General features: G+C 66.5%; 7 protein-coding genes and 1 pseudogene. 4 read left to right on the forward strand and 4 right to left on the reverse strand.

Annotated elements, in window-relative coordinates; genetic code table 11:
- Positions 1-438: 438 nt before the first annotated feature.
- Positions 439-1,416 (reverse strand): annotated as a pseudogene (locus ACIRRA_RS44940) (IS481 family transposase); the annotation flags it as partial.
- Positions 1,417-1,911: 495 nt separating this feature from the next.
- Here ACIRRA_RS44940 and ACIRRA_RS44945 point away from each other — a divergent pair.
- Complete coding sequence (locus ACIRRA_RS44945; protein ID WP_402781944.1) at positions 1,912-3,270, forward strand: Vps62-related protein; 1,359 nt, start codon at positions 1,912-1,914, stop codon at positions 3,268-3,270.
- 284 nt (positions 3,271-3,554) lie between these two features.
- Here the strand turns inward: ACIRRA_RS44945 and ACIRRA_RS44950 are convergent, their stop codons facing one another.
- Positions 3,555-3,959: a CPBP family intramembrane glutamic endopeptidase gene (locus ACIRRA_RS44950; RefSeq protein ID WP_402781947.1), complete on the reverse strand. Its 405-nt coding sequence runs from the start codon at positions 3,957-3,959 to the stop codon at positions 3,555-3,557.
- Positions 3,960-4,189: 230 nt separating this feature from the next.
- Here ACIRRA_RS44950 and ACIRRA_RS44955 point away from each other — a divergent pair, with 230 nt between their 5' ends.
- The gene (locus tag ACIRRA_RS44955; RefSeq protein WP_402781950.1) at positions 4,190-4,489 is read left to right on the forward strand and encodes a hypothetical protein; all 300 of its coding nucleotides are present in this window, start codon (positions 4,190-4,192) and stop codon (positions 4,487-4,489) included.
- Between the two features lie 441 nt (positions 4,490-4,930).
- On the opposite strand, the gene ACIRRA_RS44960 is transcribed toward ACIRRA_RS44955, so the two are convergent.
- Positions 4,931-5,281, reverse strand: a complete 351-nt coding sequence (locus ACIRRA_RS44960; RefSeq protein ID WP_402781953.1) for a hypothetical protein — start codon at positions 5,279-5,281, stop codon at positions 4,931-4,933.
- Positions 5,282-5,644: 363 nt separating this feature from the next.
- Entirely contained in the window at positions 5,645-6,604 is a 960-nt protein-coding gene (locus ACIRRA_RS44965; RefSeq protein ID WP_402781956.1) for a LysR family transcriptional regulator, read from the reverse strand.
- Positions 6,605-6,726: 122 nt separating this feature from the next.
- Between ACIRRA_RS44965 and ACIRRA_RS44970 the strand changes: the two genes are divergently transcribed.
- A complete protein-coding gene (locus tag ACIRRA_RS44970) occupies positions 6,727-8,016 on the forward strand; it encodes an MFS transporter (RefSeq protein WP_402781959.1) in 1,290 nt (429 codons plus the stop codon).
- Positions 8,017-8,128: 112 nt separating this feature from the next.
- The gene (locus ACIRRA_RS44975) at positions 8,129-8,713 is read left to right on the forward strand and encodes an isochorismatase family protein (RefSeq protein WP_402781962.1); all 585 of its coding nucleotides are present in this window, start codon (positions 8,129-8,131) and stop codon (positions 8,711-8,713) included.
- Positions 8,714-9,011: the final 298 nt, after the last annotated feature.

Raw genomic sequence — 9,011 nt, forward strand, 5'->3', positions numbered from 1 at the left:
TCGTCGAGCCGCTTGCGGCCGGGATGGCGTGCCTTGCGGGGGACCACCGGCAGCAGGGGTTCCACACGCTCCCACAACCGATCATCGATCTCCCAAGGCCTACGTTGTGCCGTCGTATACCTCCAGTCACAGGCGACACAACAAGAACACCAACCGATCTCGCATCATTCCCCCCACCAGCCCCATTCTGTTAGGAGTTCTAAGCGCCAGTTTTCGCAGAAATGGGCAGGCGGCTGAAACTCCTTCCACGCGAACGACTCTCACTCCTCACCAGGCGACACGACAGCCGTCCAGAGAAGTCGCCGCAGGCGCGCTAACTGTGATGTCTCAGGACATTGGTCCCATGGCATCGAGATCGAGGGCGAGCTGTTCCGGCGCGAACGTCGCCGTGACGGGGACGGTAATTCCGGTGTCGGTGAGTCGGTAGGTGCGCAGCGGGACGCGGCTGATCGGGGGCTGGTGTCCGATGCCGGCGTGGGGGCGATCGTGGTTGTAGTGGTTGAAAAAATCGACCAGCGCGGCCCGGCGGGTCTGCTCGGAGTCGTATTCGCGGACGTAGGCCCACTCCCGGGCCAGGGTGCCATTGGAACGCTCGACCTTTCCATTGGTGCGGGGCGTATAGGGACGGGTCCGTTTGTGAACCGTCCCAGTGCATTCCAGAACAGCCGCCCAGCGCCGCGACCGGTAGCAGGAGCCGTTGTCGGTGAGCACCCGGCGCAGTTCGGTGATGCCGTGTTCGGCGAAGAACCCGACTGCTCGCAGCCACCAGTCGGCGGCGGTGATGGCCTTCTCGTCGTCGAGGGCTTCGGTGTAGGCCAGCCAGGAGTGGTCATCGAGGGCGGTGTGCAGGTAGGTGTAGCCGACGCGGCCGGTCCCTGCGCCGACGCGTTTGGACGCCAGCGCATTCGGGCCGCCGCGGCCGTGGGCCCACCAACCGCCGCCGGTCGGGATGCGGCCGAGTTTCTTGACATCGACATGGATCAGGCTGCCGGGCTCGGTGTGCTCGTAGCGCACCACCTTCCGCAAGGTGGTGCCTGTCGGCGCGTCGAGGTCGGCCAGTCGGTTGAGGCCGCGGCGCACCAGGATTCGATGCACGGTCGCCGGTGCCACGACGATGCCGTAATCGGTCTCCAGCACTGCGGCGATGCGTGCGGGACCGAACTTGGTGGTGCGGCGCAGGTGTTCGATCAGGTCGGCGATGTCGTCGCTGGTGCGATTCGGGCTGGCCCGCGGTGCGCAGGAACGATCGGCGAGTCCGGCGGTTCCGTGTTCGCGCCAGCGGGCGTGCCATTTGGCCAGGCAGCGGCGTGAGATCCCGGCTTCGGCCGGGACATGGGCGATAGGTCGGCCGGCATCGACGCGTTCACACAGTCGTCGGCGGCCGTGGGGGGTCAGGGGTGCGTTTCGGTGAGGCAGGTCGATTCGAACCTGAACGCGCATGTGGTGGCGTTCCTACGCTGGCTGGTTCACGACACCGACGATCTACCGCCGCGCCCGCCTACTGACACCAATCTCACGAGACAGCACAGCTGACGCCAGTCTTCGCTCAACTGGACCCCGCATGCCGGCTCGGCGGGGCGGCTGAGGGTCCGTTTCGCCGGAATCTGCTTCGCGCAAAGCTGTTGGGGGGCATGCTTGTTGCTGGATGCGGGTGCCGGGCCAGGGGTGGTTCGGTGCGCGTTCTGATCGGCCGCGGTGTGTGGTTCCGCGCGGCCGGGTACCGATGCGCTGGCGGGGCTCGATTCGCGTTTCTTACCAGGGCTTCGTTGGTGACGGCAGCCGATGAACAGGGGAGTCCGTGATGTCTGTCGAGCAAAAGCTCGCAACCGCCAACCACCGTTCCCGCTCCTACGCACTGGACTCTGCGACACCCAGCGCACGGCCTCACAGCCTGACAGAAAGGAAGATCCTGTGATCTCACAGCGGTACGGAGACCTGGAGCTCGGTTTCACCACAAACTTCGTGGAGCAGAGATTCAACACTCATCTCGGGGAGACCACCTTGGGATTCTGGCGCCCGATCGCCCCGGCGGGGTGGTCGGTCCTGGGGACGTACTGGACCGGCGGAGGAGCCGGATCCGAGTATGACCCGCGAGGCAAGCACGGTGGGTTGATCGTCAAGGACGCGTCATCGGCCGGGCTTCTGCGGCCCCCGGTCGACTATGAGCTGATCTGGTCGTACTTCGTGTACCCGTCCTATCGTTTCGCGTCGCTGTGGCGGCCCATACCGCCTGCGGGCTATGTGGCACTGGGCGACTACTTCCAGGGCGGAACCGACAAGCCGCCCGCCGATGCGATGGTCTGTGTGAAAAAGACCCACCAGGGCCGGGATCTGGTGCGCGAGGGCGAGACGAGCCGTGGTCCGCTGTTCGCCTTGAATTACGGTGGCCTGGTGTCGGGGTGGACCATCGTGGCGCCCCCGTACCCGAACGGCGACCTCGACGAGCACCTCTACGTTCCCACCGGCCTGCACACCGCCGTTACCGGATGGGACCGTCCATCACCGACGGCCGTGACGTGGGTGCTGGACCTGCCCGCGGTCGTGGAGGAAGGGCCCGACCCGGAATTGCCGGTGCTGCACAGCTACGACGCGCCGCCCGAGCAGACGGTGGTCACCGACCGGATCGTCACCGTGCCCTACTTCATGGTCAAAGATACTGACCGGGACGAGAAGTGGAAGGTCGACAACTCGCCCTTCTACAAGCTGCGGCGCAAGCGCCACTACGAGCTGATCCTGTTCCGCGACAACGAGCACGGCTCGGAGTCCCAAACCGCCTCCGAGGCCATCGAGACCGGGGTCTCCACATCGATGGAGGAATCCTTCAGCGAGACCACCGGCATCACCGTCGGCTTCAGCATGGGCGTCGAGGCCAGCGCCAAACCCTTCGGCATGGGCGTGTCCACCACCATGGAGTCCTCGGTGAGCACCGCGATCGAGCTGGGCTACGAACGCCGCTACGGCGTGACCTCGATGGAGAGCACGACCATCACCCAGCAGCTGACCATCCCGCCGCGCTCGAGCGGCGCGCTGTGGATGGAACGCCACGAGCTGCTGCCCGTCCGCGCCGATGGTGCCATGGTCAGCACCGACGGCAAGCTCCCCTTCCGCACCAAGATCTACCGCACCGGCCAGTACCCGCCGGCCTCCGAATCCGGCGAGAAAATCGGCTACCAGGAACTGGCCCCCAACGGCCAGCCCCTCCCCGAAGCCCTGCGCCAGGCCATCCCTGCCCCAGAAGAAACCAAACCGGACGAAACCCTCACCGCCTGAGACAACCCCAAGGAGCCGCCCCCGTAAACCACAGGGGCGGCTCCTCCACGTCGAGCAAACGCAGAGAACCATCCCAGCTACACAGGTTGTCGCCGAACATCTCGCTGACCGGCCGATCGTGTCGGGCACTCGGGTCATACTGCCGCTCATGGGGTATGAAGCCGTGCGGCGGCATTCTCGCCGGGGAAAGACAGGCGGGGGTTAGGGTTAGATGAGCGGTACGTCCGCTTCACCGACCGCCGCGCGCCCAGGCGGGGGCGCTACACGTCGATGTACGTCCACGGCTACCGCAGCGCCTCACCAGGGCATGAGGAACAGTGGCGCGGAATCCGGCGGTAGCGCGAGTCGACCTGGTGTTTGCGGCCAGGCGAGCCTTCGAAGTCGTCGGTACCGCGCATAGTTTCGAGAGTCGACCTCCGATGTTCCTCGACCCCCGTGTAGGTGGCCAACGCGGTGTATATCGCGCCGCCCACGCTCGCCGAGATCACGTTCAACCAGCCGTATTGCATGTGCGTGAACGCAAACAGCGCGAGCAGACCCGCGCTCACCACCACGATCAGCACGTACCTTCGCGGCCAATGCCGCGCGATCGACAGCGGAAGCGACCGGAACAGCACTTCTTCGGGCAGCGCCGCGCCGAACAACGGCACCAGGACCGCCGCCGACAGCAGCCCCGAACGGGTGCTCACCGTGACCCGGTGCTCGTTTGGCCGCCACCTGATCCGGCGACAACCGCGGAAGCCACCGCAGCCACGGATCAATCAGCCACTCCTGTACCCCGTAGTGGACCACGCCGACCAGCAGCGGCACCAGCACACACCACAACACCACCGCCCGCCCCGGACTCGGGAACGAAAAGCGCGGCCGCACGAATCCCAACGCCCCCAAGCACGCTCGCGCCTCCCCCGCGAGACCCGCCATGCGCACCCGGGTCGGGCCCGAGCCGAATATCATCGCCACCAGCACCCACACCAGCACGAAAGCCGCTGTGCCCCAGGCCATCGGCACCGACAGCAGCGACACCGCCACCGATCCCACCATCACCGTCAACCCCGCCAGCAAGGTCAGCACCGTGTGCTGCACCCGCGGTCCCCATCGCCGATCGAATTCACTCGACGCCGACGTCCGCATCTCGCTCATCACCACGAACTCTACGAGGGCAACCGGGCCCGGCTCACACGACAAGCCGCGACCACTCGAACTCCAGACCGACCGGTAGTGCCAAGCCAGCGACCTCGCGTGCCTACCGGCCTCCCCGAAATGCCTGCACGCCGCAGGTCCGCGAAACTCGTTGGCACCGGCGCACTCCCGGGTGCGCCGGAATGACCCGGGCACTGTGCGGCGCGCTGCGCGCGGCACCGAGCAGGGAATGCACCCCCCGCGTCGCGGGCGGCGGACCTCAGACTCCCGCCGCCGGTGACGCCGTAGGACCGCCGGTGCCCAGCAGTCGCGTTGGGCAGCGCATGCAATGCCCGGGACGCACGGCCCGGACGCCGTCCCCGCAGCGTCCGGGCCGTCGCACCCCACACACCGCGCGCGAAGACCCGCCGCCGCGAAACAATGGCACGCCACGTCATAGACAAACGTCCACTCGGGGGATTCGCTCGTGCGTAGCCGGAACTCGGCAAGCTGGTGCCATGCTCCGCCGCCGCAGCGCCGCTCACGTGGTCCGCGCGGCGATCATCAGCGCCACACACAACGCCAACATCCCCGCGAACTGCAACAGCAGCGACAGATTCCACGACCGGTGTGCCCCGAGATGTTCGGCCGCCCGGCCCAGCCCGACACTGGCCGTCATCGCACCCGCCGCCGCGGCCAGCACGAACAATGTCACCGTCGCCCAGGCGCGCACTGCGCCCGGCACCGCCGTCCCCGCCGAGATCGAGCCGAGCTGGTGATACATGCCCGCCCCTGCGGCGAACTGCAACACCGCAAGGGCCACCCTCATCACGGTCACGTGCAGGTAGTCACCGTGTGAAGTCTCCCCCGTCACCTCCCCCCGATACGTCATAGCGCCGTCGTGCCGTCCTCGCGCCCCGGCGCGGCGGGCCACTGCTCGAGCGCCGTGCGGCCCGTGAGGGACAGTCGTGCGAGAAGTAGCTCTTAGCGATCTACTGAGCGGTCTGGTTGTTCTGATGCCGGTAGGATGGATTCGGCAACGATGTTGGGCTGCTGGTGGTTTCGTGTGCGGCTGTGTGTGATGAGGGCGCGTCGGCGTATGGCCGCCGACACCGTCACCGGCTGAGCCACAGGCACGCCGCTGCTCGAAACGCTTTCGGCGACCTGGTCGCGATGGAGGAGGTGTTCGGGTTCGTCAGACGGTCGGTTTCCGCCAACTTCGTTGGATTCTCGGCGGTTACTACCGGAACCCCGATCAGCTGGATGTCGCCGTAGTGCGCTGGATGCGTTGCGTCCATTTCGGTATCCAGACCTCGGTGACGGATGCGACCGGTCGTCTGGAGTGGAGGTGGTCGCGGAGTTTGGTGAGCGCGGGATGGGGGTTGTCGTCGCGCCAGATTATCGACATCGGGTAAACCGGTGCCGGGTTACGCAGCGGTATGCGCCGCAGGTCGTAGTTGTCTGGCCACAGATATCGCGAGCCTTCGCCGATGAGGGTCGCCAGGTCCGACGAGTCGGCGATCTCGTCCAGCAGGGCCTCTTTCGCGAAGACGGGGCCAAGTACGTCGATGGTGAACCCGAAGGTGGTGGTGAGTTCGGCGTAGTAGTCGGCCACCTCGCCGCGGGCAGGAAGGCCGGGCATCCAGATTCGGTGTCCGGCCAGTTGCGTGGGCGCGATGGTGCGGGCGTTGGCGAGAGGGTGGCGGGGGCCGACGAGCAGCTGGTGCGGCTCGTCGATCACTCGGGCGGTGCTGATCATCGTGGGCAGATGCTGCTGCGGGGGGACGGCGTGGAAGGTGGCATCGATCGTTCCCGCTTCGACAGCGGCGATCGCTGCGTCGAGGTCGGCGTCGAGGGTGACGACGTCCAGCTCGATGTCGGGATGCGTGCGGTGGAAGTCCTGCAGGAGTACTGCCGTGACGACGCGCCGAGCGATGACATCGACACGTAGTACGCGCCGGCCAGGGCGGACGGAGGCGTCGGCCCGGTCGGCGACCCGGAGCAGTTCACGCGCGTGGGGCAGGAATGCCTGGCCGTCGATCGTGAGCTGGGCGCCGCGGGCCGTGCGGGCGAACAAGCGCACATCCAGGTATTTCTCCAGAGTCGCGATGCGCTTGGAGACCGCCTGCTGAGTGATCGACAGCTCCGCGGCGGCTTCCTGGAACTGGCCGGCGTCCGCGGCGGCGACGAAGGTCCGCACGGCGTTGAGATCCACGGCACCAACCTTACCGGCACAACATACGGTTGTGGCTCGCCGCCAGCTCAGTTGTTTGATTCCGCCGCTTCGGCCTTGCTTTGATCACAGCCATCAACAAGGAGTTGTTCGAAGCGGGAGGTATGGATTTGGTGGCCAGACGATCCCTGGGACGGCAGTTCGGATGGCTGTGGGCGGCCTACGCAGTCAGCGCCTACGGCTCCGGGCTGGGGTTCGGTGCGTTCCCGCTGATCGCAGTGCTGGTGTTGCACTCGAGCCCCCTTCAGGTGTCCGTGCTGTCAGCGGTGGGGCCGGCAGTGGGTGCGCTGATCGCGCTGCCACTCGGGCCGTGGGTGGAGTTTCGGCGCAAGCGACCGGTGATGATCACGATGGATCTGGCCCGGTTCGCGGTCATGATGACGATCCCGGTCGCCTACGCCTTCGGCCGGCTCGGTTTCGTCCAACTGCTGGTCGTCTCGGCCGTGATTGCCGCGGCCAAGATCGCCTTCAATGCGGCGAGCGGAGCCTACCTCAAGGCCCTCGTGCGGCCGGAGGACCTGCTCGTGGCCAACGCGCGGTTCGAGTCCACGAACTGGAGTTCCATCGCCGTCGGGCCGCCATTGGGTGGGGCGGCGATCGGCCTGTTCGGGCCGGTCACCACCGTGGTGGCCGACGCGCTCAGCTATCTGCTCTCCGCGCTGGGAGTCACCGCGATTCGCGGTCGAGAAGAACACCCGCAGCGAACCGACAAGCACCGGGTCCGGGCCGGAGAGTTGTTCGACGGCTGGCGGCACCTGCTGGCTCATCCCGGCCTACGGGCGCTCTACCTCAACCAACTGCTCGTCAGCGGACTGATCATGGCCACCGAACCGCTGCTGGCGGTGCTGCTGCTGCGCCAGCTCGGATTCCCGCCCTGGCAGTACGGCCTGGCCTTCGCCGCCCCCTGCCTCGGCGGGCTCATCGGCTCACGTCTCGCCGGCCGTGTCGTGGCACGGTACGGCCAGCACCGGATCCTCCGCACCGTCGGCACGCTGCGCGCGGTCTGGCTGATCGGCCTCGCCTTCGTCCAGCCCGGTGTAGCCGGCCTCGCGACGGTGATCGCTATCGAGCTCGCGATCATCATCAGCATGAGCCTGTACAACCCGGTACTGGCCACCTATCGACTCGAACACACACCCAAGGACCGCGTGGCCCGGACCCTGTCGGCCTGGTCGATCAGCAGCAGCGCCGCCATCGCCGTTCTCAGCGCGCTCGGCGGACTGCTCGCCGATGCCACCAGCCCACGCACGGCCATCACGGTCGCGGGACTGCTGATCCTCGGCAGCCCGCTGCTGCTACCCCGCCACCAGGATTCCCCACTCACACCCGAGCTCGCGGTGGCGACAGCCCATGCCCAACCACAGGCAACAGATGCTTCGCATGAAGCCAAGTGAAGTGGCCTCCAACAGCTTTCAGATACCAGCCACGCAACAACAGCAAGAACTGGCCCCGAGCCACACATGAGACACCCGCGGCTGAGCCGCCCATGCAGAAAAGGCACAATCCATGACCATCACCGCACTCGACTCGTCCAGCGCGCTGGTCATCATCGACTTGCAGAACGCCATCATCAACGCTCCCACGGCCCCCCACACCGGCCCGGAGGTGCTGGCCCGAGCGGTCGAGTTGGCCCGCGCCTTCCACGAACACAGCGCCCCGGTCATCCTGGTGCGGGTCACGGCGCGTGCGGATGGATCGGATGCCGCTCCAGGTCGCAGCGAGATTCCGAGCCGACCCGGATCCTTGCCCGAAGGCTGGGATGTCATCGTCGATGACCTCGCCGGCCACCCTGACGACATCACCGTAACCAAGCGCACCTGGGGTGCCTTCCACGGAACCGACCTCGACCTGCAACTGCGCCGCCGCGGCGTCACACAGATCGTGCTGGCAGGGCTCACCACCAGCATCGGCGTGGAGTCGACTGCCCGCGCCGCCCACGAACACGGCTACCACGTCACGCTCGCGACCGACGCCATGGCCGATCTGGATATCGAGGCACACCGAAACAGCATCGAACGGATCTTCCCGCTGCTCGGCCAGACCGGTTCCACCACCGAGATCGTCGAAATGCTTGCCAAGACCCGCAACTGACACCCGCACGCCGGTGCGAGCGCACCGCAACCGATCGCTTCTCCCACGATCGACACCCCGCAGCACACGCTCGCGGACAAGCTTCTGTTCGAAGATCTGGCCACCCCGGGGGTTGAGGGACAGTCGCCCAAGATCCGGCGCTAAAGGAATTCCGGCACCCCGTCGAACCGACATATCCCGAGTGAGAACATTGTCGGCGGCATGTGAAAAATGGATCTGGCACAAATTTCGTGATGCGGTTGGCCGAGCTGCTCAGTCACTCAACAGGATTCGCTTTCGGAGAAGGTCTGGTTTCGCG

Origin of the sequence: Nocardia sp. NPDC101769 (assembly GCF_044766925.1) — a bacterium.
GTDB lineage: Bacteria > Actinomycetota > Actinomycetes > Mycobacteriales > Mycobacteriaceae > Nocardia.